This is a genomic window from Sphaerisporangium sp. NPDC051017, assembly GCF_040683095.1.
Taxonomy (GTDB): Bacteria; Actinomycetota; Actinomycetes; order Streptosporangiales; family Streptosporangiaceae; genus Sphaerisporangium.
On the sequence record NZ_JBFBCI010000038.1, the window covers coordinates 16,845 to 42,154 of the forward strand.

The window sequence follows — 25,310 nt, forward strand, 5'->3', positions numbered from 1 at the left end:
CAACCGAAGCCGTGATCCACTACGTTGGCTGGGTCGTCTTCACCGGCTCGATGGCTAACGCGGCTTGATGTTCAGCGGCCAGCACGTGTGCGCCCAGAAGTCCCCGAAGTTCACCCACTCGAAGTTGTTGGATGCGTAGCTGGTTCCCTCGCGGAACAAGGGGATGTAGGGCAGATCCGTGGCGAGCTTGTCCAGGATCTGGATGTAGATCTGCAGGCGCTTCGCCGGGTCCGTGGTTGCCAGACCGTCCGCGATGAGCGTGTCGACCTCCGCCGGGTGGTAGTTCGCCAGGTTGAGCCGGCGGTCCCCGATGAAATTGTTGCCCCAGGACGGGTCCGGCGCGCAGCCGCCCGTCGAGATGAACAGCGGGGGGCGCTTGTCGGCCGGCCCGAGCAGAACCGCGTAGTACGCCGTTTGCGTCATCGGCTTGATCTCGAGGTTGATGCCGATCGTCTTCAACTGAGCGGCGATCGCCTGGTTGATCTTCAGAGTTGCCTGATCGTTGCCGGACGCTATCGTGGCGGAGAAGCCGTTCGGCCGGCTGGACTGCGCGATCTCCTGCTTCGCCTTGTCCATGTCGTGCGGGTACGTCGGAAGCGTCTTCAAAGCAGCGTCCGCCGCGCCGGCGTCGCCGAGGTTCTGCAGCAGCGACGGGGCGATCACGGTGTCCAGCGTGTCGATGTTGGCACCGCCGGTCACCTTGAGCAGCTCCTGCTTGTCGAGCGCGTACGCGACCGCGCGCCTGACGTGAACGTCACTCCATGGCGCGGTCTGGGTCGGCATGCTGAACAGCGACGAACCACACGTCGTTCTCGTCACCACCTGCACGCCCGATGCCGACTTGAACGAGTCCGGCTCCCCGACGACGGGCGCAAGATCGACTTCGCCGGCCCGCATCGCGAGCGCGAGGCTGGTTTCGCTTTGATAGAACTTGACGGTGATGTGCTTGATCGGCGGCTCACCACCCCAGTACGTCGGGTTGGCCGCGTACTCGGCCCCCTTCGTCGGGTCGAGGCTGTTGACCTTCCATGGCCCGGTGCCCATCACCAGCGTGCCGGGCTTGCCGAAGGTGTCCTGGTGCGCCTCGGTGAACGCCTTCTGGTAGATTTGCGCATAGGCCAGTCCCGGCGTGTTCTTCCAGGCCGCATCGGGATGCTTCAAGGTGACGACGACCGTGTGCGGATCGCGAGCCTGGATCTTGCTCACGCTTCCGTAGAATCCGGCTTTCCCCAACGCCACTCCGGCGTTACGCGTCAGCGAGAAAACCACGTCGTCGGCCGTGAGTTCGTTGCCGTCCCAGAACTTGACGCCTTGGCGCAGGGTGTAGACGTACTCGGTCGGGCTGTTCTGTGTCCACGAGGTCGCCAGCCACGGCTGCAGCTTGCCGTCGGGCGTGACCCGCAGGAGCGTTTCCAGGCTGAGCTGGCCCATGATGAAGTAGCCGGAACCGCCTGCGCCGCCGGTCGTGTCGAGCGAGGTGAACGGCCCCGAGTACCCGATCGTCAGCTTCTGGACGGGCGAGGTCGCGGCCGCCTTTCCCGGAGCGATGGAGACGACGGCCTCGCCGCTGGACTTGGATTCATCGTTTCGCGGACTCCGGTTACTCGGGTTACTCGCGCAGCCGGCCGCTACCATACAAACGGTTGCCACGCCTGCGATGATCGCAAGCGTCCACCGCGCGTGAGGCCGGCGGACCCGCAGGCCGACGATGCCAGACATCAGAACCTCCGGTTCGGGTGAATATCTCATGCAGGACCTACGAGATCTCTCTGGACACGAGTGCTTGCTCGGCAAAGCCATGGCCACATCGCCGGCCAATCGGCCGACCAGGTCCTACGGGACCGATCCGCGTCGTCCGCATCGAGGCGCGCGACCGAGGAAGGGCCGGGCGCCGCGTCATAGATGGGCCTTAACCTGAACTCTCATCGGCGCACCTGCCGAGCGAGGATGCCATCGGGACGTACCTCCGATGTGTCGAGGCTGCCTCTGGACCGATGGCCTAGGGCACGCTGTACGCACCTGACGCACGAGCTAGGCTCATCATGTGGCGGTAGTTTGTCGCAGGCCATAATGACTGTCAAGGCCTAAGTGCCTAGGTCAGTAGTTGATTGTCGGGCCTGGTTCGCCGCCTCGGCCGAACCGCCGCCGTGGCCGCACATCCACCACGACGGCAGCAACCACGGGGGAAAGATCTGAGCTAGGCCATCTTGCCCTTGGGTTACTCGGTAACTAGAGTCGTGGCCCATCGCACTATGACAATTGCTGCGAGCAGACGACATCTCTATAGGCGGAATCCATGTCGGTACTGCATGACGAGGCGACGGTCGTCGACCTGCACAACGACCTGATACTGCTGGTCGACCACTTCGACCATCGCGGTCGACCGGACTATTTCGCGGACTTCTGGCTGCCCGAGCTGCGCACCGGCGGGGTGGACGTCCAGGTGCTCCCGATCTGCATCGAGGAGCAGTTCCAATCCGAGGGCGCGCTGCGCCGGACGCTGCTCCTCGTCGAGCGCATCCACACGCTGGCGCGACAGCACCCCCAGGTCGCCGTCTGCCTCACCGGCGCAGAGGTCGCACAGGCGACGGCCGCCGGGCGGATCGCGCTGATCATCGCCCTCGAGGGTGCGCACGGGATCGGCCAGGACCCGGAACTGATCGGCACGATGCGGCGGGTGGGCGTGCGGATGGCGTCGTTGGCCCACCTGGGGCGGACCCACCTCGCCGACGGAAGCGGCCTCGACGACTCGTCCCGCGGCGGACTCACGCCCCAGGGGATAGAGGTCCTGACCGAGATGGAGCGCGCGGGAATCGTCTTCGACGTGAGCCACCTGGGCGTTGCCGGCGTCGACGACGTTCTCTCCCGGGCCACCCGGCCGCTGCTCGCGACCCACTCGGCCTGCCGGGCGGTCACCGACATCCATCGCAACCTGGCCGACCAGCAGATCAAGGCGATCGCCGACCTCGGCGGGGTGATCGGAGTGGCGGCGGCCATTCCCCCGTTCATCGACCCGGACCAACCTACGGCGGCCCGCGTGGTCGACCACATCGAGCACCTCGCGTCGATCGCGACGATCGACGCCGTCGCGCTCGGTCCCGACTTCGTCGACGACTACTACAACGAGGTCTTCGGCGGCTGGATGGTCATCCCCGGGGTCGATCAGCCGTCGCTCGACAGCGACATCCGCCGGCCCTCGGACCTGCCGAAGATCACTCACGAGCTGGTCGCACGCGGTTTCTCGGACGCCGACATCAGGAAGGTGCTCGGCGAGAACGCGCTGCGGGTGCTCGACCAGGTCATGGGGATCCCCGGCCGTTGAGGCCGTTCATCGAAATGGGAGGCCACTGCTATGCCCACCGAACCGACCGCGCCCGCTTCCGGTAACGGCGACGGCTGGACGTACACGCTCGTGCCGCTGCCCGACGGGCGCACCTGCGAGGTGCTCGTACACGGCAGGCAGGACCGCGTGCTCGTCCACCAGCCCGGTACACCCAGCGGGGCGGCACCCGACCCACTGCTGGCCGAGGTGAGCGACTCCCTGGGGCTGCGGGTCGTCGTCCCGCTGCGGCCGGGCTACGGACGGAGCACGCCGAACCCGGGCCGGCGCATGGCCGACGTGCCCGGCGACATCGAGGCGGTGCTCGCCCATCTGGGCGTAAGCGAGTTCGTCAGCGCCGGCTACTCCGGAGGCGGGCCGCACTCGCTGGCGACGGCCGCGCTCGCCTCGGCGTGCCGGGCGGCGGCGGTCGTCGTCAGCCCCGCGCCCCGGGACGCGGCCGGTCTCGACTACTACGCCGGTATGGCCGCGTCGAACTTCGAGGAGTGGGCGCTCGCCGATCAGGGTGAGGCGGCCGTCCGGCCGTGGCTGGAGAAGCAGGCCGCCGAGCTGCGCGAACGGCCGATCGACACGTACGTGGAGCTGTTCGGTGACGCGCTGCCCGCGCCCGACCGGGCCGTGGTCGATCGCGACGGGGCCACGCGGATCGGCGTCGGGCTCCGCAAGGCGCTGGAGAACGGGATCGAGGGCTGGCTGGAGGACGACATCGCCCTGACGACGCCGTGGGGCTTCGACCTGACCACCGTCACCACTCCCGTGACGTTCTGGTCCGGGCGGCAGGACGCGTTCATCTCCTACGAGCACTCGCTCTGGATGGCTCAGCGGGTGAGCGGCTCGGACCTGCATCTGCTGTCGGCCCACGGCCATCTGAGCCTGATGCGGACGCTGCTGCCCGACCTGCTGGGCGACCTCGTGACCAAGGCCGGCTGGAGCTAGGAGGCCTCGCCTCGTGCACTGAGCCGCACTGAGCTGGGCCTGCGCTGCCCGGGCCGCCCGGGCAGCGCAGGCGACGTTCAGCTGGGCATCGCGGCGGCCATGAACTCGGCGATCGCCGCGGTGAACGCCTTACGGCTCTCCTGCCAGGCGTAGAACATGTGCCCTCCGTCGAAGTGGCGCACGGTCAACCGTTCGGCGACGCTCGGGCCGAGACGCATCAGGTTCCGGAAGCGGTCCGTCGCGTAGTACGGCGTCATCAGGTCGTAGCGGCCGTGTGTGATGAATGCCTTCATGTGCGGGTTCATCGCCATGCCGTACCGGAAGTCGTCGACCGCGCCCTGCGTCTGCTGGATGTAGTGGATGGCTTCGTCGTTCTTCCACGCCAGGGTCACCTCGGTGCTGAGCAGCAAGTACTCGCGGTCGGTCTCGACACCGAGTTCGGAGCGCAATCGGCGGTTGATCGCGGTCGTGAAGACGGCGCCGATCCCGGTGAGCGTCGGGTCGGCGCCACTGAAAAGGTCGCGGTCGGCGAACGGGTCCGTTGCCGTGATCGTCGCGTCGTACATGCCGATCACCTTCTGCTCGTCGCGGAGCAGCTCCCGGGCGAACTGACTGACCCGGACCCGGCCCTCGGCCCGAGCGACGAGTTCCCGGTCCAGTCCGGTCAGATCGGCGAAGCGGGTGAGTACGCGATCGCGCTCTTCGGCCGGCATCGACGCTCCGCGTGTGAGAAACGTGGCGTATTCGCCCGTCGCGAACGACTCCGCCTCCCGCTGGACGTCCTCGGCCGGCGCGCCGCGGTCGAACGCGCGCGACCGACCGTGATGCACGGCGGCCAGGGCCATGGTCGGCAGCGTGTCGATCCACGGCACCACCTCGTAGTCGCCCCAGCCGAACACGGTGGACAGGTGCGCGGGCTCGAGCGCGGGCGAGATGAGGATCGCCCCGTTCAGCGCGACGCCCGCCTTCTCCTGCAGCATCCGTGTCAAGCGGCCCACCCGGTAACCGCCGTAGCTCTCACCGGCGATGAAGACGGCCGAACCCCAGCGGCCGTTGTCCGACAGCCAGCGACCGATGAACTCGCACATCGACTCCAGGTCGCGGATGATGCTGAAGTACTCGTTCGGATCGGCGCCCGCACCGTTGCCGTCCTTCTTCGCGTCGTCGCTCTCGATGAGACGGCTGAACCCGGTACCCACCGGATCGATGAAGACGAGGTCGGTGAACGCCAGCCAGGACTCCTCGTTGTGCACGAGCCGCGGCGGCAACGGCGGCAACGTACCGTCGGCCGGAAACTCGACGCGCTGCGGACCGACCGCACCGATATGCAGGTAGGCCGAGGCTGCCCCGGGGCCGCCGTTGAAGACGAAGGTCACCGGCCGGTCGGGGCCGGGCGAGCCGTCGACGTAGGAGATCGAGAAGATCTCCGCCATCGGCTGCTCCTTCTTGCGGAGTACGAACCACTTCGCTGTTGCCGTGTAGTCGATGCCGTTCCACGTCCCGGTCGTCGAGGAACCCCGCGGCGGCTCGTGGTCGACCTTCGCCTGCTGCCCGTCGTCACTCACGCGTCATGCTCCTTTGCTCGGCCTGGCCCAACCGCGTGGACGGCACGCCGCACGGGCCGTCCGGCACGGGCGATGGTCAGTGGCCGGCGTCCAGACGAGCCTGGAATGCGGCGAGCCGCACCTGGAGCGGCAACAGAATTGCGGCTCTCAGTCGCGCAATAATGATCCACCGTAATAGGTCAAAACAACGGGCGTCAAGGGCGTCTCGGCGGCGATGTCCGTGCTATTGTGCCCTAGGAGCCTAGGCCAACCGGAGGCGGCGAGTGCAACGGGTCGGAGTTATCGGAGGCGGCCTGATGGGGGCCGGCATCGCCGAGGTCAGCGCCCGGGCGGGCCACGACGTGATCGTGACGGAAGCGGGAAGCGCCTCGGCCCGGGCCGCGCTCGGCCGGTTGGAGAAGTCGCTTGCCCGCGCCGAAGCGAAGGGCAAGCTCGCGTCGGCCGCCGTGGTGCTCGATCGGATACGGGTCACCACCGACCTCGATGCCGTGGCCGACCGCGACGTCGTGATCGAGGCGATCGTCGAGGACGAGACGGCCAAGGCCGAGTTGTTCAAGCGGCTCGACACCGTCGTGACGTCGCCGGACGCGATCCTCGCCTCCAACACGTCCTCGATCCCGATCATGAAGCTCGGCGTCGTCACCTCACGGCCGCAGCAGGTGATCGGCATCCACTTCTTCAATCCCGTCCCGGTACTGCAGCTCGTCGAACTGGTGCCGTCCCTGCTCACGTCGCCGGAAACGACCGAGCGCGCCCGCGCCTGGGTGGAGGGGCCGGTCGGGGACGGCGGCCTGGGCAAGCGGACCATCGACTGCCAGGACCGCGCGGGGTTCGTGGTGAACGCATTGCTGATTCCGTTCATCCTCTCCGCGATCCGGATGTACGAGTCCGGCTTCGCCTCCGCCGAGGACATCGACCGCGGCCTGGTGCTGGGAGCGGCGCACCCGCAGGGCCCGCTCTCACTGGCGGATCTGATCGGTCTCGACACGACCAAGGCCATCGCCGAGTCGCTCTACGAGGAGTTCAAGGAGCCGCTCTACGCTCCGCCGCCCTTGCTGCAGCGGATGGTCGACGCCGGATTGCTGGGTCGCAAAACGCGACGCGGTTTCTACACCTACGAGTGACGCGCCTGGTGATCGGCCGAAGCAAGGGCCATGTCACAGCCGGTGCCTGTTGAAGGGAGCACAACGTGGCCGAAACGGTAAGGTGTCGCGACCTCGGGATCAAGATTGGCATCTTTCCTCCCGGGTCGCACAACGCGATCACCGATGTCCCGGGCGTCCGCGTCGGACATTGCACGATCGTCGAGGGCGAAGGACCGTTGGCCGTTGGACGAGGTCCAGTGCGGACGGGCGTGACGATCGTGGAGCCGCGCCCGACGGTATGGCGATCACCGGTCTACGCCGGTTCGCATCGACTGAACGGCAACGGCGAGATGACCGGGCTCGCCTGGATCCGCGAGAACGGTCAGTTGACCACTCCGATCGGGCTCACCAATACCCATTCCGTGGGCACTGTGCGAGACGCGATCGTCGCGGAGATCCACCGTGAGCGAGGCGACGATGAGCTGTACTTCTGTCTTCCCGTGGTCGCCGAGACCTATGACGGCATTCTCAGTGACATCAACGGTCAACACGTCCGCGCCGAGCACGTCGAGGCCGCCTTCCGCGCGCTCGACGATGGGCCGGTCGCTGAGGGCGGCGTGGGCAGTGGTACCGGCATGATCTGCCACGAGTTCAAGGGCGGCATCGGTACCTCGTCGCGCCTGGTCCCCACAGGAATTTCCGCATCGAGCCTGGTCCCCGCAAAAGGCTCCATGTACACCGTTGGCGTGCTCGTCCAGGCGAATCACGGTCAGCGCCGACGCCTGCGCGTCAACGGCGCCCCGGTCGGCGAGCGGATATCGAACGACGTCGTGTCGTCGCCGTACGAGGACCTTCGGCAGGCGATGGCCGGCAGTGGCTCGATCATCGTCCTGATCGCCACCGACGCGCCGCTGCTGCCGCATCAGTGTCAGCGGCTGGCGCAGCGCGGTGCTCTGGCGATCGGCCGGACCGGAGGGATGGGTGAGCACAGCAGTGGTGACCTGTTGCTCGCCTTCTCCACGGGCAACGACGCACTGCCGGCGGTCGGCCTGGGGGAGGCCTCCCTGGATGACATCGAGGTGCGCGCGGCCAGCGACGTGATGATCGAGCTGCTCTTCGAGGCGGTGATCGAGGCGACCGAGGAAGCCATCGTCAACGCGATGGTCTCCGCTACCACGACTGTCGGCCGAGACGGCCTCACCGCGCACGCGCTGCCCCACGATCTGCTCCGCGCGGCATTGGCCGGCTCGTGACCCGACCGCAGGGCTCCCCCGAACCGACCCGGCAGCATGAAGGTAGGCGACTGAATTGGTCAACCTGACGCGCATCTACACCCGCACCGGTGACGGTGGGCAGACGCGGCTCGGCGACATGAGTTACACGAGCAAGACCGACCCGCGTCTCGTCGCGTACGCCGACGTCGACGAGGCCAACGCGCAGATCGGCCTGGCCGTCGCGCTGGGTGAGCTCGACGGCGAGATCCTCGAGGTGCTGACCGTCGTGCAGAACGACCTGTTCGATGTCGGAGCCGACCTGTGCGCGCCGATGGTCGAGGACCACGAGTCTCCGCGGCTGCGTGTCGAGCAGGGCTACGTCGATCGGCTCGAGACCTGGTGCGACCGGTACAACGCGGGCCTGCCCGCGCTGCGGTCCTTCATCCTCAACGGCGGCACTCCGGGAGCCGCGCTGCTGCACGTTGCCCGGACCGTCGTGCGCCGGGCCGAGCGATCGGGTTGGGCCGCCTACGACCGGCACGGTGAGACGATGAACGTCCTCGCGATCACCTACCTCAATCGCCTGTCGGACCTGCTGTTCATCCTCGCCCGGTACACGAACCGGGCCGCCGGCGACGTGCTGTGGGTTCCCGGGAGTCACCGATGACGACGCACGCGCTGACGCCCGAGGACTTGGCCTCCATCCGGCGGGTCACGCACCCTCAGACCGCCGAGGACGGGACCGCGCACGCGTGCGTCGTGCACGATGCCGCCCCGACGCGCGGTGAGCCGCCGCGATCGGACATCTGGTACTCGCGCCGGGACGAGCCTCTGCGCGCGGTGGCATCGGGTCCGGGCGAGGACACGCTGCCACGCATCTCTCCCTCGGGACGGTGGCTGGCGTTCGCCTCGGACCGGGAGCGGGCCGGGCTCTGGCGGCTCTACGTGCTCCACCTCGACGACGGGACCGGTACGCCGCCGCGGTTGATCGACGAACTGCCCGGAATCGTCGAGGACATCGTGTGGGCGAGCGATGACTCGGGCCTGCTGGTCCTGGCCGCCGACGAGGGTTCCGATACCGGCAACGTCGGCGGTGGCAAGCGGTTCGTGCGGCCCGGCGAGGAGGACGCCGCGTTCGTCGTCCGGCGCCCGGCCACCGAGTGGCGGCGCCTGTACCGGGTCGTCCTGCCGTCGGGCGAGGTGTCGCCGGCGAGCCCGGACGACCTGACGGTGTGGGAGATCGGCTGGGCCGGGCACGGCCCGGTCGCCGCGGTGGTGTCGGCCGACCCGAGCGAGAGCGGTTGGTACGACGCCCAGTTGGCGCTGATCGACGTTGTCGCGCGGACCGCGCGGTGCGTGTACACGCCCAAGTGGCAGCTGCAGTCACCGGCGCTGAGCGAGGACCTGCGACGTCTCGCCTTCGTCGAGGCGCCGCAAAGCGATCGGGCGCTGCTGGCCGGCGAGATCGCGATCATGGACCTGGACAGTGGAGCCGTCGTCCGGCCGCGGCACGAGGCGGACGTCACTCGCGTGCGCTGGACGAGCGACGGCCGCCTGTTCTGGGTCGGGGTCGCGTCGGTCGAGACGGCATGCGGCTTCCTGGTTCCCCATCCCGGGCCGGGTGGTCCTGCTTGGCAGGTGGACGAGTGGTGGCGCGGCCGTCACACGCTCGGGCAGTTGCACCGGGTCGGCGCCGACTGCAGCCGGCGCGCCGACACGATCGTCGCCGCCGTGCAGTCGCACGATCGACCGGTCGAGCTGGGCATCCTCTCGCCGTCGGACGACGGCCGCCGCCGGTGGCGGGCGCTGACGAGCGTCAACGCCGACCTGGCCGGCCGCGCGCGGGCCCGCGAGACCGTACACCGCTGGACGGCCCCGGACGGCCTGGAGATTCACGGGTTGCTGCTGCTGCCGGACGAGGCCGGTGAGGGGCCACTGCCGCTCGTCGTCGTCGTTCACGGCGGGCCGACCAATGCCAGCACGTCGGTGTTCGCATCCGGTGGCCACCGCGGGGACGCGCTGCTGCTCACCCAGGCCGGGTGCGCCGTGCTCCTGCCGAATCCGCGTGGTTCCATCGGCCGCGGTGTCGAGTTCATGTCGGCGAACATCGGCGACATGGGTGGCGGCGACCTCGCCGACATCGAGTCCGGGGTGCGGTCCCTGGTGGCCGAGGGCCTGGTGGATCCCGGTCGTGTCGGGATCGTCGGCCTGTCCTACGGCGGCTTCATGGCGGCCTGGGCGGCGGTGCGCAGCGACGTGTTCGCCGCGTCGATCCCCATAGCCGGACTGATGAACTGGCTGAGCTTCCACAACACGTCGAACGTGGGCCGGTTCGACGAGATCTATCTCGACGGCGATCCGTACGATCCGGCCGGTCCTTACCTCCCTCGCTCGCCGATCATGTACGTGAACGGCTGCCGGACCCCGACGCTGCTCCTGCACGGTGACATCGACCTGGCCTGCCCCGTGGGCCAAGCCCAGGAGTTCTACCAGGGCCTGGCCCGGGCGGGATGCGAGACCGAGTTCGTGACCTACCGCGGCGCCGGGCACGGAATGACCGAGCGCGAGCACGTCATCGACGTCAGCAATCGGATCCTGGCCTGGTTCACGCGACACCTGGGTCTGAGGCGGCCAGAGTTGGCAGATCATTGAGACAGACAATGCCCTAGAGCATTGACGTCATATTGGCTCTATTTCTACGCTGCCAAGAGCCCGAGTCACTGGCGGGTCGGCTCCTGGTACGGACTCGGCCACGTATGACCAGGCCGAGACGCGCGTCGTCGTTCGAGGGAGACATATGCAACGCGAGACCGCTCCGATACCGGCAATCGCCGTGTTCTCACCGGGACTGTCGTTCACCTGGATACGGCGCGACGGTGACGCTCTGCTCTGGATCGAGAACCGGCCGTCCGAAGGAAGATCGGTCCTCGTCCGGTGGGAGCCGGGCCGCGAACCGCTCGACCTGACGCCCTCGGGACGCTCCTGCAGCAACATCGTCGGCTACGGAGGCATCCCGTACTGCGTCGCGCCACACGGCGAAATCCTCGCGTGCGACAGCGAGGACCAACGCATCCACAGCCTCCGGCGCGGGATCCCGCTGACGCCGCCGTCGTCGAACAAGGCGACGCGCTGGGGCGATTTCGTGGCCGGCGCCGATCACCTCTTCGCGGTTCGCGAGGAGCACCACGACGACGGCCGAATCACCAACGAGATCGTGCGCGTCGCATTGGAGCCGCCGCACGACTGCGTGGTTCTGGTCAGCGATCACGACTTCGTCGGGGCACCCCGTCTGTCGCCCGACGGCTCGCGCTTGGCCTGGATGGCCTGGGACCACCCACAGATGCCGTGGGACGGCACCGAGCTGTGGCTGGCCGACCTCGGCCCCGAGGGGCTGCGCAACGCGACGCGGGTCGCCGGCTCGGCGGACGAGTCCGTTGTGGAACCGACCTGGACCCCGGACGGCGAGCTGCTCTTCCTCAGTGACCGCAGCGGTTCGTGGAACCTCTATGCGGCCGGGACACCCGAGCCCATCGTGGCCATGGATGCGGAGATGGGCGAACCGCTGTGGTTCCTCGGCCTGCGCAACCTCGACGTCTTCGACGACGGGCGCATCGTCTGCAAGTGGACGGTCGACGGCATCGAGCACCTCGGCGTGCGCCACGCCGACGGGCGCATCGACGAGGTCCTGACCCCGTACACGCAATTCCGATCGCCCACCGTGGTCGGCGACCAGATCGCGGTCGTCGCCGCCGGACCGCGCCATGCCCAGGCCGTCGTCGTACTGGACCCGGCCATCGGCGGCACGGGTGTGGTGTTGCGCGACTGCGGAGCCGTCGTGCCCGAGACGATCTCGGTGGCCGAACTCATCTCGTTTCCGACGACCGGTGGCGCCGTGGCCCACGGGTTCTGGCTCGCACCTACTGCGCCCACCGATGGGTTGCCGGCCCTCATCGTGAACTGTCATGGCGGTCCCACGTCGCATGTCGTGCCGACGTTGGACCTGCGGCAGCAGTACTGGACCAGTCGCGGCTACGGCTACCTGGAGCTCAACTTCCGGGGCAGCAGCGGCCGTGGACGGCCCTACCGGGACGCGCTCAAGGGGCAGTGGGGTGTCGTCGACGTCGACGACGCCGTGGCGGGCGCCCGGTACCTCGTGGACAAGGGCCTGGTCGACGGCGACAAGCTCATCGTCCGCGGGCTCAGCGGCGGTGGCTGGTTGACCCTGTGCGCGATGGCCTTCCGCGACGTGTTCGCGGCGGGCGGCAGCATGAACGGCGTCGCCGACGCCGTCAACTTCTCGGAGGAAACGCACAAGTTCGAGTCCCACTACCTCGAGTCGCTCATCGGCCCGCTGCCGGAGGCGAGCGAGCGGTACGCCGAACGCTCGCCGATCACCGCCGCGGCGCAGATCACCGCGCCACTCATCCTGCTGCAGGGCGAGGTCGACGACGTCGTCCCGAAGAGGCAGGCCGACGCCATCGCGGCCGTGCTGCGCGAGCGCGGCGTCGAGCACGAGTACCACATCTACGAGGGCGAAGGGCACGTGTTCGCCAAGGCGGAGAACCTCGCCCATGCCCTCGACGCCGAATGCGCTTTCTACGCGCGGGTCGTGGCCCCGCGGACTCACTGATTGGAGCGCGGGATGACCCTGCCGACGCTGATCGACGTCGAGGAGTTCTTCGCCGACCCGGAGTTCTCCGGAGCGTCGATCTCGCCGGACGGAACGCGGATCGCCTACCTCGCGCCGGCGCACGGCCGGACCAACGTCTGGGTCCGCGGCATCGACGAGCGGCACGAACAAGCCGTCTGCGTCACCCACGACGCGCGGCGCGGCATCAAGACGTACTACTGGACCGACGATCCGCGGTGGTTGCTGTACCGGCAGGATACCGACGGCAACGAGGACTGGCACCTGTACCGGGTCGACCTCGAGGCACCGGACGAGCCGGCGGTCGACCTGACCCCGTTGGAGCCGGGATCGCGGGTGGTGGGCAGCGAGATCATGAGGTCGATGCCGGGCAGCGTGCTGGTGGCCATGAACAAGCGCCCGATGTTCTTCGACGTTTTCCGGATCGATGTCGCCACCGGCGAGACGACTCTGGTGCGGGAGCAATCCGAGCCGCTGGGCAATTTCGCCGGTCCCGACGGGGAGGCCCGCTTCTACGTAGCCGAGGCCGAGGACGGCACGCACGAGTTCTACGCCGTCGACGAGGCCACCGGCGACAAGCGTCTCATCGCGTGCGAGGCCGGTCCCGAGCACCCGGTGGGCGTCTACCCAACGTTGCCGACGCCGGACGGTAAGGCGTTGCTGCTCGGGGTGTATCAGGATTCCGACGACCTGCGGCTCATCCGCGTCGACCACGAGACCGGTGACCAGACGGTCGTCGCCGCAGTGCCGGGGCACAGCCTGTGCGACATGGGGAGCGTCACCGAGGACTTCGGCCACCCCCCGTCGGTGTTCATCAGCCGGCGCACGGGCGAGGTGATCGCGGCGCGTTTCGTCGGCGACCGGCCGCGGATCGAGGTGCTGGACCCGCACTTCGCCGAGGTGTACGCGGAGTTGTCCAAGCTCTCGGACGGCGTACTCGGCTGGGTGTCCTCGGACGACTCCGAGCAGCGGTGGGTCGTGACGTTCATTCACGATCGTGAGCCAGGGCAAACCTTCTTCTACGACCACGGCAGAGGGAAGAGCCGGCCGCTGTTCCGGTCACACCCGAATCTGGACCCGGCCGACCTCGCACCGATGCGGGCGGTGCGCCTGACCGCACGTGACGGGCTGCCGCTGCACGCGTTCCTGACCTTGCCCGTCGGCATCGAACCGAAGCACCTGCCGCTGGTGCTATTGGTGCACGGCGGGCCGTGGGCACACGACATGTGGGGTTACAACCGCAAGGTGCAGTGCCTGGCCAATCGGGGTTATGCGGTGCTGCAGGTGAACTTCCGGGGCTCGTCCGGTTACGGCAAGCGGCACATCACCTCCGCGATCAAAGAGCTGGCCGGCGCGATGCACGACGATCTCATCGACGCCGCGAACTGGGCGGTGGAGCAGGGTTACGCCGACCCGAAGCGCATCGGCATCTACGGGGGTTCCTACGGCGGCTACGCGACGTTGGTCGGAGTCACGTTCACCCCGGACTACTTCGCCGCCGCCGTCGACTACGTCGGTATGTCGAGTCTGGTCAACTTCATCGGCAGCCTGCCCCCCTGGCTCCGGCCCCTGCTCAAGAACAGCTGGTTGACCTACGCCGGCGACCCCGACGATCCCGCACAGGCGACGGACATGCTGGCGCGTTCACCCATCACCAAAGTGGACGAGATCCGTACGCCCTTGCTGGTCGTACAGGGCGCCAACGACGTCCGGGTCGTCCAGGCAGAGTCGGACGGCATCGTCGAATCGCTGCGAGCCCGCGGGGTTCCCGTCGAGTACTTGGTCGCCGAGGACGAAGGCCATGGCTTCCAGAACCCCGAGAACCTCATCACGATGTTCCACGCGATCGAACGGCACTTCGCCGAACACCTCGGCGGCCGTTGCGGAGAGGCCGGTGTCCGATGACCCTTGCCAAGTTGATCGACGTCGAAGAGTTCTTCGCCGATCCGGAGTTCTCCGGAGCGTCGATCTCGCCGGACGGAACGCGGATCGCCTACCTGGCGCCGGCGCACGGTCGGCTGAACGTCTGGGTCCGTGGCCTCGACGAGGGGCACGAGGACGCCGTCTGCGTCACGCGCGACGCGCGGCGCGGCATCAAGATGTACTACTGGACCGAGGATCCGCGGTGGTTGCTGTATCTGCAGGACACCGACGGCAACGAGGACTGGCACCTGTACCGGGTCGACCTGGAGGCGCCGGAGACACCGGCGGTCGACCTGACTCCACTGCCACTCGGTTCCGGTGTGCTCGGCGTGGAGCCGATGCGGTCAAGGCCGGGCACGGTGCTGGTGACGATGAACCGCCGGCCCCGGTTCGTCGACGCGTTCCGGATCGACATCGCCACGGGTGAGACCACGCTGCATCGGGAAAGTCCCGTCATGACAAGCAGCTTCTTCTTCGGCCCGGACGGCGAAGCGTTCCTCACGGCGATGGCCGATGACGGGACATGGGAATTCTTCGCGATCGACGACGCGACCGGACAGCAGAAGTTGATCCGCCGCTGCCCCGGCCCGGAACACCCGCTGGGCGTGTTCCCCGTGGAGGTCACGGCGGACGGCAAGGGCCTGCTGCTGGGCGTCTACCACGATTCCGACGAGCTGAGCCTGGTTCGGGTCGACGGCGAGACCGGTGCGGAGACGGTGGTCGCGGCGCTGCCCGGACACAGCCTGTGCACCGCCGCGATCGGCCCCCCGACCCTGTTCCGGAGCCGCCGCACCGGTGAGGTGCTGGCCGCGCGTTTCGTGGGGGATCGACCGATCGTCCACGTCGTGGACCCGCACTTCGCCGAGGTGTACGCGGAGCTGTCCAAACTCTCGGACGGCGTGCTGGCGTCGGTGTCCTCGGACGAGTCGGAGCGGCGGTGGGTGGCGACGTTCTTCCACGACCGCGAGCCGGACCTCACCTACCTCTATGATCACGGCACGAGGGAGAGCCGGCTGTTGTTCCGGCCCTACCCGCGGCTGGATCCGGCCGACCTGGCGCCGACGCGAGCGGTCAGCCTCACGGCGCGCGACGGGCTGCCGTTGCCCGCGTTCCTGACCCTGCCGGTCGGGGTCGATCCCGTCGGTCTGCCGTTGGTGCTGGTCGTACACGGCGGGCCCTGGGCGCACGATGCGTGGGCCAACTACGCCGCACTCAGGGTGCAGTTCCTGGCCAACCGCGGTTACGCGGTGCTGCAGGTGAACTTCCGTGGCTCGTCGGGATACGGCAAGCGGCATATCACGGCCGCGATCGGCGAGTTCGCCGGCGCGATGCACGACGACCTGATCGACGCCGCGGACTGGGCGGTCAAGCAGGGCATCGCGGATCCTGCCCGCATCGGGATCTACGGCGGCTCGTACGGCGGGTACTCGGCCCTGGTCGGGGTCACGGTGACCCCGGACTACTTCGCCGCCGCGGTCGACTACTGCGGCATCTCCAGCCTGCCGAACTTCATGCGGACCGTGCCCGAGCTCTGGTACTCGACGATCATGAAGAACAGCTTCCTCCTGTACTGCGGCGATCCCGGCGACCCGGACCAGGAGGCCGATCTCCTCGCCCGGTCGCCGATCACGATGATCGACCGTGTCCGCACGCCGCTGTTGGTGGCGCAGGGTGCCAACGACGTTCGCGTCGTCAAGGAGGAGTCCGACAACGTCGTCGACGCGCTCCGTGCGCGCGGGGTCCCCGTCGAGTACTTGGTGGCCGACGACGAGGGGCACGGCTTCCAGAACCCGGAGAACGTCGTCACCTTGTTCCGCGCGATCGAACGGCACTTCGCCGAACATCTCGGCGGCCGGTCGGCCTGACCGCTGCGGCATTCCCTCATCCGAACACGAGGAGGCACGACGTTGAGCACGGTCGACCTTGATGGCGTTCTCTCGGACATCGAGAAGGACGCCGAGGAGTACCTCGCTTCCCGGGACGACGGGACGCTCGTCATCGGGCTGTCCGTGAAGGGCGAGCGCCACATCCGGTGCCTGCGGTCGGCCCGGGCCGAGCACGCACCGCTCCCCGACGCGGAGTCGGTCTATGAGATCGGATCGGTCTCGAAGGTCTTTACCACGACGATCCTGGCCGTGCTGGAGGACCAAGGACTGATCGGGCTGGACGACCCGATCAGGAAGCACCTGCCGAAGCAGCTGCGGTTGCCCGATGAGATCGGATCCATCACCATCCGGCAGCTCGCCACGCACAGCTCCGGCCTCGGCTCGGTCGGAAAGCAGCACCAACGGTTCATCGACGAGGAATTGCGCGGCACCGAGCCGCCGTTCGGTGTCTACACGCACTATCTGCGGTACCGGAAAGAACACCTGTACGCCGACCTCGAAACCGCCGAATTGGAGTACCCGACCGGACAGGGCTGGCTGTACTCGGTCATCGGCATGGGAACGCTCGGCCACATCCTGGAGTTGGTGACCGGCCAGCCGTACGAGCAACTGCTCAAGGAGACGATCTGCGAGCCGCTGGGCCTCACCGACACCTGCTACAGCTTGTCCAAGGAGCAGCAAGGCCGGGTCGTCCACGCCTATGACCGAGCCGGTCAGCCGTGCCCGAACTGGTACCACGACGTAATGCTTCCGCAGGGCGGACTGCGTTCGACGATGAACGACCTGCTCACCTTCACCGAGGCGAACCTCAAGGCCGGCATCGACGGGGATGACTCCGTGCTGTCCAGGGCGATGCGCCGAACTCGCGAGGAGCACTTCGACGGGCCCGCGGCGTACCCGATGCCGGACGCCGAGGAGTCGCGCGACTTCATCCAAGGCCTGGGGTGGCGGGGCCTGTCGCACCCCAGCGGCCGCGCCTGGTGGCACCCCGGCACGACGCTGTTCTACCTCGCCGGCGCCGGCGTCGATGAGCACGCCCAGGTCGGCTTCGCCATCGTCTCGTCGCACGGCAGGAGCCTCGTTGATCAAGCCGTCCTGCATCCGCTTCAGCAGGACTGGTTCCGCCGTGCCTGCCAGTAGACCCACCGCACCCACTCTCACGGAAGGCGGCGATCGATGCCTCGGAGCACCGGATCGCGGATATCCCCGTCGCCCCTGACATGCTCACATACTGGTGATGAGGCTGAAGTGTACGACGTCATCGTGGTCGGCGCCGGTTCGGCGGGAGCGGCCCTGGCGGCGCGGCTGACCGAGGACGACGGCCGCCGGGTTCTCCTGCTCGAGGCCGGACTCGACTATCGCTCGGCGGACACGCCGGCCGAGATCCGAAGCGTCGAGCCGGCCATGCTCCAGCCGACGGCGAAGCTGGCGGACACGCACACCTTCCCGCAGCTGCAGGCATCGAGGTCGGCCGGGCAGCCGCCGATGCCGTACATACGGGGGCGCGGCGCGGGGGGAAGCTCCGCGGTCAACGGGCTGTTCGCGATCCGGCCGACCGTCGAGGACTTCGACGGCTGGGCGGCGCAGGGCTGCGCCGGATGGGGATACGGCGACGTCCTGCCGCTGCTCAACAAGCTGGAAAGCGACCAGGACTTCGCTGACGAGCCCTATCACGGAGCCGACGGGCCGATCCCCGTCCTGCGCCCGCGGCGCGAGAACTTCGCCGCCGTCGAGGCCACCGTGGACCGGGTCACCGAGCGGCTGGGTTACCCGTGGGCGCCGGACCACAACGCCCCGGGCACGACCGGTGTTTCGCCTTACGCCTACAACAGCTTCGGCACCGTGCGCGTCTCTACCAACGACGCCTATCTCGAACCGGCTCGCGAGCGCCCCGGCCTGCACGTCGTCGGGAACGCGCTCGTCGACCGGATCCTGTTCGCCGGCAGCCGGGCCGTAGGTGTCACCGCGGTGGTCGACGGCGCGGTCAGCGAATTCCGGGCGGCCGAGATCGTGCTGTCGGCCGGGGCCATCCACTCGCCGGCGATCCTGCTGCGTTCTGGCATCGGCCCGGTCGCGGACCTCCGGCAGCTGGGCATCAGGCCGGTCGCGAACCTCCCGGTCGGACGAGGACTGCAGGAGCACGCCGGCATCGCGCTGGCGCTGTCCCTGCACGACCTGCCCGACTACGGACCCGGGCCGAGTCGAGGTCAACTCTGCCTGCGCTTCACCACCGGGGTCGGCGACGAGATCAACGACGGAATGATCGCCGTGGTCGGCGCCCTGGGGCTCGGCGTGCCGTTGGCGGGAATCGCGGGTTGGGTGAGCCGTGCCACCTCCACGGGTTCCGTCCGGCTCGCGGCCACCGATCTGTCCACCGATCCGACGGTCGAGTTCAACATGCTGTCCACTGCCGACGATCTGCGGCGATACCGCGCCGTGGTCGACGTACTGCGCAGCATCGCCGCACAACCGGAGCTGCGGAAGCTCGCCGCGTTCATGGGCATCGGCACGGCCATGGTGGCGCCGGACGTGACCATGCCGGATCGCGAGTTCGCCGAATTCGCGTCGGCCAACGTGATCGACACGGTGCACGCCACCAGCACGTGCCGCATGGGCGCTCCGAGCGATCCCGACGTGGTGGTCGATCCGGAGGGCCGGGTGCTCGGCATCGACGGGCTGCGGGTGGCTGATGCCGGCGTGCTGCCGTGGGTGCCCCGGGCGAACACCCACCTGAGCGCGGTGCTCGTGGGGGAGAAGATCGCCGAGTCGATGCGTCGACCGGCGTAACCGACAAATCTTGATGTACAGAGAGGTGGACCAATAGCCACGATGACGCGTCGTCGGTCGAGCCCGACGCATGGGGGCAATAGCTGGGCCGTGGAGTACGCTGGTTGCTGGACCTCGCGGATACGCCAGTGGGCCAAGACTGAGAACATGCTACACCGACCACCGTATAGTGACCAGGTTCCGACCAGGAGTTGGACCGCAGACCTAGGACAATCATCGTGCAGCGGATCGAGTTGAATCGAGCGTCGGGCGTTCCGGTTTTCCGGCAGGTGATCGACCAGGTCGTCTTCATGATCGAGGCCGGCGAACTCCGCGACGGTGATCGGCTGCCGAGCAGCCGGCTGCTCGCCGCGAATCTCGACGTGAACCGCAACACGACCGCGCGCGCGTATGCCGAACTCGGCCGGCTCGGCTATCTCGCCTCGCAGGGCCGTGGCGGCATGGTGGTGAAGCGCCCTGATCGGGCCCGTGAGCACCTCGCCTTGCACGAGGCGGCAGTTGCCGCGCTGGCCGGGCCGATCCAGGAATGCCTCGAATTGGGGCTGTCCGCCGACGAGATCGCGATGATCGCGTACCACCAGAGCCTGCACGCCCAGCAGAGCTCCATCCGGGTCGCGTTCGTCGAGTGCAACGAGGAGCGGGCCAAGTCATTCGCCACCGAACTGTCCGAGACGGTGGGCAGCGACGTGCTGGGGCTGGTGCTCAGCGACATCGAGGAAGCCGAACTCGCCGATTGCGACCTCGTCGTGACGACCTTCTTCCATCACGCCGAGCTCAGGCGCCGGATCCACGCCATGTCGTTGCCCCGTCCTCCCGAGATACTCGCGATCGTCGCTGCCCCGCACATCAAGACGCTCACCCGGTTGGCGGCGATCCCCAAGAGCAAGCGGATCGGGATCCTGTACTCGACCGACGACCAGGCCGAGGCGATCCGCCAGTCGTTGTCGGATACCGGTCTGAAGAACGTGAAGGTCCTGCACGGTCCGAACGACGCCGAGTTCAAGAACTGCGACGTGGTCGTCGTGCCCAGCGAGGACCCTGCGCTGGCGGCGAAGGCGGCCGAGAAGGCGCGGGACGGCTCGAAGGTCATCGAGTTCGGTAACGTGCTCGACGCGGCGTCGCTGCGGATGGTCGCCGAGATCGTCGATGAGATTCGCGAGCGCAAGGATCGCATGCTGCTCGACCACGACCGGGCGACCCGCGAATAGCGGGCGTCGCGCCCGCACGACCCTCTGAACGTGCAGCGGCGCGGGTCGCCGGTGACGCTAATGGCGCCGGCGGTCGCGCCGTGGTAGCCGCGGTAGGCGGAAAGCACCTTGTGCCGGCGGGTGTGCAGCCGGGCCATCCGGATGGCGTTCTCTTTCGCCTCGGCGCCGCCGCTGGTGAAGACCTGCGTCAGCGGACCGGAAGCGAGTTCGGCGATGAGCCAGGCCGCCTCGCTGCGCACGTCGATGGCGCTCCCCCGCGAGTACGCCCGCCGTCGCCGGCCGGCCGTCGCGGGGCTACGTCGGCACGGAATCGACGTCCTGGATGGCGACGGCATCAATCTGTGGCTGCCGGTACGAGACAGTCGGCCGCGTTCGTCTCGCCGGCCGGTCGCGGCATCGGCGCCGCCGCCGGCTCCCCCTTCGAGGCCGCGCCGACGGTCGGGCGACAACCTGCCGACCGGCCGTGTAGGTCGCCGAGACGCCGGCCGGCCTGGCCCGGGCGAGTAGGCCGCATGCCCCGTTCACGGCGGAGGCGACGTTGCCCCACGCGGTCAGAGGTGACACACGGCAACGCTCGACGACCTGTTCGGTCAGTTGCCCGACCGGGCCATGAGCGGCCCAGCCGGTCAGAGTCGCGCCCGACTATGGCGCGATCCACACGCTCGCCTTCCTAGAACACGGTCGACGGCTGGTGGTAACCCCACACGCCGCGCAACACGTCGCAGATCTCCCCGACCGTGGCGCGCGCTCGCACGGCATCCTCGATGAGCGGCATCAGGTTGACGTGCAGGTTCGGTGCGGCCTTTTCGATCGCCCGGAGGGCCGCCGCCACCTGGCTCTGCTCCCGCGACCGCTTCACGTCGGCGAGCCGCTTCATCTGACGCTCCATCACGCCGGGCACCGGGCGGTCGATCTCGATGTTCTGGGTCTCGTTCTCGTCAACGTAGTCGTTCACGCCTACGATGATCGAGTCGTTGCTCTCGATCTTGATCTGCTGCTCCCAGGACGAGTCGGCGATCAACTGGACGGCGTAGCCGGACTGAACCGCCTCGATCATGCCGCCCATGCCGTCGATTCGTTCGATCAGGGCCCGGGCATCTTCCTCGATCTGGTTGGTCAAGGACTCGACGTAGTACGAGCCGGCGAGCGGGTCGACCACGTCGGCCACCCCCGTCTCGTGCAGGATGATGGCCTGGGTCCGGACCGCGATCTTGATCGCGCTCTCCGACGGGATGGACAGCGCCTCGTCGAGCGAGTTGGTGTGCAGGGACTGGGTGCCGCCGAGCACCGCGGCCATCGCCTGGATCGCCGTTCGGGCCACGTTGTTGTAGGGCTGCTGCGCGGTGAGCGTGACGCCGGAGGTCTGGCAGTGCGCCCGCATCAGCCACGACCTCGGGTCCTTGCAGCCCAGTCGGTCGCGCGTGAGCCGTGCCCACAAGCGACGGGCCGCTCGGAGTTTGGCGGCCTCCTCGAAGAAGTTGTTGTGCACATCCCAGAAGAAGGACACCCGCGGGGCAAGCCGGTCGACATCGATGCCGCGCTCGATCGCGTGCTCCAGATAGCAGAGCGCGTTGCTCAGGGTCAGTCCGACCTCTTCGACCGCGGTGGCACCGGCATCACGGATGTGATAGCCGCAGACATTGAGGGGATTGAACCGGGGCATGACATCCGCCCCGTACTCCATGGTGTCGACCACCAGTTGCACGGAAGGTAGCGGAGGGAAGATGAACTCGTTCTGGGCGATGTATTCCTTGAGGATGTCGTTCTGCGTTGTCCCGGTGAGCACATGGCCCGGGTAGCCCCGCTCGTCAGCCACCACGCGGTACATCGCGAGCAGCACGGCCGCGGAGGGGTTGATCGTCATGGACGTGGAGATCTGGTCGAGCGGAATTCCGTCGAACAGGGCGTGCATGTCGACGACCGTGTCGACGGCCACGCCGATGCGGCCGACCTCGCGCCGGTACACCTCGTGATCGGAGTCGTAGCCCAGCAAGGTCGGGAGATCGAAGTCCGTGGACAGTCCCGTCTGGCCGGTCTTCAGCAGGTACTTGTACCGGTTGTTGGTGTCCTCTGCCTGGCCGAAGCCGGCCACCTGCCGGATGGTCCACGGGCGTCCGCGGTACATGGTCGAGTGAACGCCGCGCGTGAACGGAAACTCGCCGGGCAGACCGATGTCCTCGGCCGGATCGAGGTCGCGTAGGTCCGCGCTTGTGTAGACGTCCTTGACCGGAACTCCGGACATCGTCGTGTACTCGGCGCGGCGGGACGGGATCCGCTCATAGTCGGCGGCGACCCGCTCTCGTCGCCAGGCTTCGACGCGCTCGTCCCAGCGCTTCTGTTCGTCGGTCACTGAGCCCATCGGGTCGACTCCTTCAGGATCGGGCTTGCGGACGGCCGCGTGTCCGGTACGGTAGCGCATTACGGCCTAACTCGCTAGGCTAACTTTGACTGATCAGCTCGACACTATTGCCACTATGCCACCTGGCCCCGATCAGAGAAAATGGCCGCGTGCGCCGGTTCATGGTGCCGCGCCACGTCGAGGTGAGCACCTGCCCGCTGCCCCGCACGCCCACGGAGAAGATCGCCAAGGCCGGCCCGCGGCGCCGCGGGCCGGCCGCCGAGACCTGGGATGCCGAGCTCGACGACCGCGTCGGCGCTCGCGGGCCGGCCCGACGCTGATCGCCCACGCCCCCCTCGATGAGAGGACACACCGTGCCGCACCTCTCCGAAGCCTTCCTGGCCCGGCCGCGCACCGTCGCCCACGCGGTGGCCGCGTTCCTGGTGCAGGCCGGCGTCCGCCGCATCTACGGGCTCACCGGAAGCCACATCAAGCCGATCTGGGAGGAGGCCACGCACGCGGGGCTGCAGGTCGTCGACGTCCGTCACGAGGTCGCCGCCGTGCACATGGCCCAGGCCGAGGCCGACCTGACCGGGCAACTCGCGGTCGCCACGGTCACCACCGGTCCCGGGCTGACGAACGCCGTCACCGGCCTGGCGGCGGCCTTGTCGGCGCGCTCGCCCGTGCTCGTGCTGTCGGCCGTACCCCCTCGGGGCCAGCTCGGCCTCGGTGCCCTCGAAGAACTCGACCAGGCCGGGCTCGTCCGTCCCGTCACCCGCTTCGCGCGAACCGTCAGTCACGACCGGCAGCTGCTGCTGTTCCTGCACGCCGCCGTCGCGGCTGCGCTCGGCGAGGACGGGCCGTCCGGTCCGGCCTACCTGGACTTCCCCGTGGACGTCCTGCGCGGCGTGGCCCGGTGGTACGATCCCGGCGCGATCGACGGCGTCCGGACGGCGGCGAGCCCGATGGACCCCGACGACGGAGCGCTCCAGGCCGCCGCGTCAGCGATCCGGCGAAGTCGCCGGCCCGTCGTCATCAGCGGCCGAGGTGCGGCCCCGCACCCGCAAGCGATCGTGGACTTCCTGGACGCGACCGGCGCTCTGTACCTCGACACCTCCGAGAGCCGGGGCCTGGTGCCCGCCACGCACGCCGGCTACGTCCCGGCCGTTCGTTCGGCGGCCATGAGCCAGGCCGACACGGTGATCACGATCGGTCGGCGGCTCGACTTCGCCCTCGGCTACGGCTCGCCGGCCGTGTTCGGATCCGCCCGCGCCTTCGTCCGCATCGGCCGCAGTTTCGAGGAGCTGGCCGAGAACCGCGCGCCCGAGGTCCAGGTCAAGGGGGACCCCTGCCGCGTGCTGTCTGCGCTGACCGAGCACGACGTCGCGCCTCGCGACCCCGACACCGCCTGGCGCGAGCGGCTGTGCGGCGACGACCGGCGCCGCCGGCAGGACTGGGTCGTGAAGGCCCGAGCCACGCCCTACGGCCCGGACGGGCGCATCCATCCGAACGCGCTGATCGAGGTGCTCAACCGCACGCTCGACGACCCGCAGGCGCTGCTGATCGCCGACGGCGGCGACATCCTGTCCTTTGCCCGGGTCGGCCTCCAGCCACCGGCCCGCCTGGACACGGGCACGTTCGGCTCGCTCGGCGTCGGGGTGCCCTTCGCGGTGGCCGCGTCGCTGATCCACCCCGACCGCCGCGTCGTCGCCGTGATCGGAGACGGGGCGTTCGGCTTCAACGCCATGGAGCTGGACACCGCCCGCCGGAGTGGCGCCCGACCCGTCTTCGTCATCAGCAACAACCAGGCGTGGAACATCGAGCGGCTCGACCACGTCGAGAACTATGCGGCGAACCCCCGCTTCAACACCGAACTGCCGGGCTGCCGCTACGACCGGATCGCGAGCGCTCTGGGGCTGCACGCCCAACGCGTCACCCGCATCGAGGAGCTCGAACCGGCCATACGGCTCGCGCTGACAGCGGCGCCGGCCCTGATCGACGTGCAGACCAGCGGCGCCGTGCACTCTCCCGACTTCTCGGCCGGGCTGGCCGACCTGCCCGATCTCCACGTGCTGCGCGCCTGGGACGAGGCCGAGCGCGAGGCCCTCCGCTAATGGGGAGCCACCGGGTCGGCTGATCGATGGTCTCGCAGCACTCCGCGATCGGTCATCGAGATCACGGTTCCGGCCGGGATGGTGGTGACGGCGGTGTTCTCCACGGTGTTCCCCCAGATCTTGTGGGTGTACGCGCGGCGTGGTCTGGCCGCAGAATCAGCTTCATTCTTAGGACATTAATTGTCCTAAGAGCATTGACTTAGCAGTGCACGCATCATTAGGGTTTGCACGGCACCGCCACCCAGCCGTCCCAGCGCCTTCGCGCT

At 68.4% G+C, this 25,310-nt stretch carries 17 protein-coding genes and 1 pseudogene; 14 read left to right on the forward strand and 4 right to left on the reverse strand.

Annotation, left to right across the window (positions count from 1 at the left end; translation table 11 throughout):
- Window positions 1–54: 54 nt before the first annotated feature.
- A complete protein-coding gene (locus AB0M95_RS26295; protein WP_363769714.1) occupies window positions 55–1,719 on the reverse strand; it encodes an ABC transporter substrate-binding protein in 1,665 nt (554 codons plus the stop codon).
- A 577-nt stretch (window positions 1,720–2,296) separates the two neighbouring features.
- On the opposite strand from AB0M95_RS26295, the gene AB0M95_RS26300 reads away from it, so the two are divergent.
- A complete protein-coding gene (locus AB0M95_RS26300; protein ID WP_363769717.1) occupies window positions 2,297–3,322 on the forward strand; it encodes a membrane dipeptidase in 1,026 nt (341 codons plus the stop codon).
- A 30-nt stretch (window positions 3,323–3,352) separates the two neighbouring features.
- Window positions 3,353–4,276, forward strand: coding sequence for an alpha/beta hydrolase (locus AB0M95_RS26305; protein WP_363769720.1), 924 nt, complete (start codon window positions 3,353–3,355; stop codon window positions 4,274–4,276).
- Between the two features lie 77 nt (window positions 4,277–4,353).
- Here AB0M95_RS26305 and AB0M95_RS26310 read toward each other — a convergent pair whose 3' ends face one another.
- Window positions 4,354–5,652 carry a hypothetical protein gene (locus tag AB0M95_RS26310; protein ID WP_363769723.1) on the reverse strand — a complete coding sequence of 433 codons (1,299 nt, stop codon included), beginning with the start codon at window positions 5,650–5,652 and terminating at the stop codon, window positions 4,354–4,356.
- 452 nt (window positions 5,653–6,104) lie between these two features.
- On the opposite strand from AB0M95_RS26310, the gene AB0M95_RS26315 reads away from it, so the two are divergent.
- From AB0M95_RS26315 to AB0M95_RS26360, 10 genes are all read left to right on the forward strand, one after another.
- Window positions 6,105–6,965, forward strand: coding sequence for a 3-hydroxybutyryl-CoA dehydrogenase (locus tag AB0M95_RS26315; protein ID WP_363769726.1), 861 nt, complete (start codon window positions 6,105–6,107; stop codon window positions 6,963–6,965).
- Between the two features lie 65 nt (window positions 6,966–7,030).
- Window positions 7,031–8,179, forward strand: a complete 1,149-nt coding sequence (locus AB0M95_RS26320) for a P1 family peptidase (RefSeq protein WP_363769729.1) — start codon at window positions 7,031–7,033, stop codon at window positions 8,177–8,179.
- A gap of 55 nt (window positions 8,180–8,234) precedes the next feature.
- Window positions 8,235–8,807 (forward strand): cob(I)yrinic acid a,c-diamide adenosyltransferase, encoded by a 573-nt coding sequence (locus AB0M95_RS26325; RefSeq protein WP_363769732.1) that lies wholly within the window; start codon window positions 8,235–8,237, stop codon window positions 8,805–8,807.
- Window positions 8,804–10,792, forward strand: a complete 1,989-nt coding sequence (locus AB0M95_RS26330; RefSeq protein WP_363769735.1) for a S9 family peptidase — start codon at window positions 8,804–8,806, stop codon at window positions 10,790–10,792. Before AB0M95_RS26325 ends, AB0M95_RS26330 begins: the two co-directional genes overlap by 4 nt.
- Before the next feature lie 145 nt (window positions 10,793–10,937).
- Complete coding sequence (locus AB0M95_RS26335) at window positions 10,938–12,770, forward strand: prolyl oligopeptidase family serine peptidase (RefSeq protein WP_363769738.1); 1,833 nt, start codon at window positions 10,938–10,940, stop codon at window positions 12,768–12,770.
- Between the two features lie 12 nt (window positions 12,771–12,782).
- Window positions 12,783–14,693 carry an alpha/beta fold hydrolase gene (locus tag AB0M95_RS26340; RefSeq protein WP_363769741.1) on the forward strand — a complete coding sequence of 637 codons (1,911 nt, stop codon included), beginning with the start codon at window positions 12,783–12,785 and terminating at the stop codon, window positions 14,691–14,693.
- Window positions 14,690–16,576: a prolyl oligopeptidase family serine peptidase gene (locus AB0M95_RS26345; protein WP_363769744.1), complete on the forward strand. Its 1,887-nt coding sequence runs from the start codon at window positions 14,690–14,692 to the stop codon at window positions 16,574–16,576. Before AB0M95_RS26340 ends, AB0M95_RS26345 begins: the two co-directional genes overlap by 4 nt.
- Window positions 16,577–16,618: 42 nt before the next feature.
- Window positions 16,619–17,737, forward strand: a complete 1,119-nt coding sequence (locus tag AB0M95_RS26350) for a serine hydrolase domain-containing protein (RefSeq protein ID WP_363769747.1) — start codon at window positions 16,619–16,621, stop codon at window positions 17,735–17,737.
- Between the two features lie 108 nt (window positions 17,738–17,845).
- Window positions 17,846–19,384 (forward strand): GMC family oxidoreductase N-terminal domain-containing protein, encoded by a 1,539-nt coding sequence (locus AB0M95_RS26355; RefSeq protein ID WP_363769750.1) that lies wholly within the window; start codon window positions 17,846–17,848, stop codon window positions 19,382–19,384.
- Window positions 19,385–19,602: 218 nt separating this feature from the next.
- Window positions 19,603–20,592 carry a GntR family transcriptional regulator gene (locus AB0M95_RS26360; RefSeq protein WP_363769753.1) on the forward strand — a complete coding sequence of 330 codons (990 nt, stop codon included), beginning with the start codon at window positions 19,603–19,605 and terminating at the stop codon, window positions 20,590–20,592.
- Window positions 20,593–20,648: 56 nt separating this feature from the next.
- Here the strand turns inward: AB0M95_RS26360 and AB0M95_RS26365 are convergent.
- Together AB0M95_RS26365 and AB0M95_RS26370 are read right to left on the reverse strand one after the other, a co-directional pair.
- Window positions 20,649–20,927: pseudogene (locus AB0M95_RS26365) on the reverse strand (hypothetical protein); the annotation flags it as partial.
- 335 nt (window positions 20,928–21,262) lie between these two features.
- Window positions 21,263–22,951, reverse strand: a complete 1,689-nt coding sequence (locus AB0M95_RS26370) for a methylmalonyl-CoA mutase family protein (protein WP_363769756.1) — start codon at window positions 22,949–22,951, stop codon at window positions 21,263–21,265.
- 149 nt (window positions 22,952–23,100) lie between these two features.
- Here AB0M95_RS26370 and AB0M95_RS26375 point away from each other — a divergent pair, with 149 nt between their 5' ends.
- Both AB0M95_RS26375 and AB0M95_RS26380 read left to right on the forward strand, forming a co-directional pair.
- Window positions 23,101–23,271 carry a hypothetical protein gene (locus AB0M95_RS26375; RefSeq protein ID WP_363769759.1) on the forward strand — a complete coding sequence of 57 codons (171 nt, stop codon included), beginning with the start codon at window positions 23,101–23,103 and terminating at the stop codon, window positions 23,269–23,271.
- An 18-nt stretch (window positions 23,272–23,289) separates the two neighbouring features.
- Window positions 23,290–25,044, forward strand: coding sequence for a thiamine pyrophosphate-binding protein (locus tag AB0M95_RS26380; RefSeq protein ID WP_363769762.1), 1,755 nt, complete (start codon window positions 23,290–23,292; stop codon window positions 25,042–25,044).
- Window positions 25,045–25,310: the final 266 nt, after the last annotated feature.